The sequence below is a fragment of the Flavobacterium myungsuense genome (assembly GCF_042677265.1).
Taxonomy (GTDB): domain Bacteria; phylum Bacteroidota; class Bacteroidia; order Flavobacteriales; family Flavobacteriaceae; genus Flavobacterium; species Flavobacterium myungsuense.
This window is the reverse complement of the sequence record NZ_JBHTIZ010000031.1, coordinates 1-747: the sequence shown is the minus strand read 5'-3', so window position 1 is coordinate 747 and position 747 is coordinate 1. Positions and strand designations below refer to the sequence as shown.

1 protein-coding gene and 1 pseudogene are annotated in these 747 nt (G+C 29.7%); both read right to left on the bottom strand.

Annotated features, from left to right (window positions below; translation table 11 throughout):
- Position 1 precedes the first annotated feature (1 nt).
- Complete coding sequence (locus ACFQ0S_RS11535) at positions 2-526, bottom strand: transposase (protein WP_379819095.1); 525 nt, start codon at positions 524-526, stop codon at positions 2-4.
- 31 nt (positions 527-557) lie between these two features.
- A pseudogene (locus ACFQ0S_RS11530) lies at positions 558-747 on the bottom strand (hypothetical protein); the annotation flags it as partial.

Below are 747 nucleotides of genomic sequence, written 5' to 3'. Positions count from 1 at the left end.
TTTAATCTTTGAAAACACCGTAAAAGGTATTTTTGTAAAATTCATATCTAGTAATTGATTTTACCAAATTCCCTTCCAAGTCATTTATTAGCACATCCATTTTATTTTCCAAAATACCTAATGTGTCATGAATTTTCATCGCGATTTTATCTTTCATGCATTGCCAAACTTTTTCTGCAGGATTTAACTCTGGACAATATGGTGGAATTAGCATTAACACAATATTTTCAGGTAAGACTATATCTTTGGTTGAATAAAAAGCTGCATTATCAATAATCATAATTTTTAGTTCCCTTGGTTTGTGGTTACTAAAATCTTGTAAATACTTGATAAAAAAATCTTTACAAACCCCTTGAATAGTAATACAAAAGCTCTCGCCAGTTATCGGCGAGAAACTTCCCCATAACCACTTGTACAAATAACTGTGTTTATATTTACCAATTGGTTTTATACCTTTTGCCGTAATAACTCTTTTTTGTTTGGTTTTCAAACCAAATCGACTTTCATCGTGGAAGTATAAATTCACCGATGTTATCTTATCTTTATTTAGATATAATTTAATTTGTTTTAGAGAAATTTAAAGGTTTGTTAAAAAGCTTTTCAGCCGTTTCATCTTTTTTATGATGTAATTTCCTTGCTACTTTAAGCTTGGTTTTATAATTCTTTCTGCAATGAGAATATAAAGCTCCATAAAAGACCTTTTCTCCGAGTTCTTCTTCAATGAGCAACTGCAATTCTACATAAGAT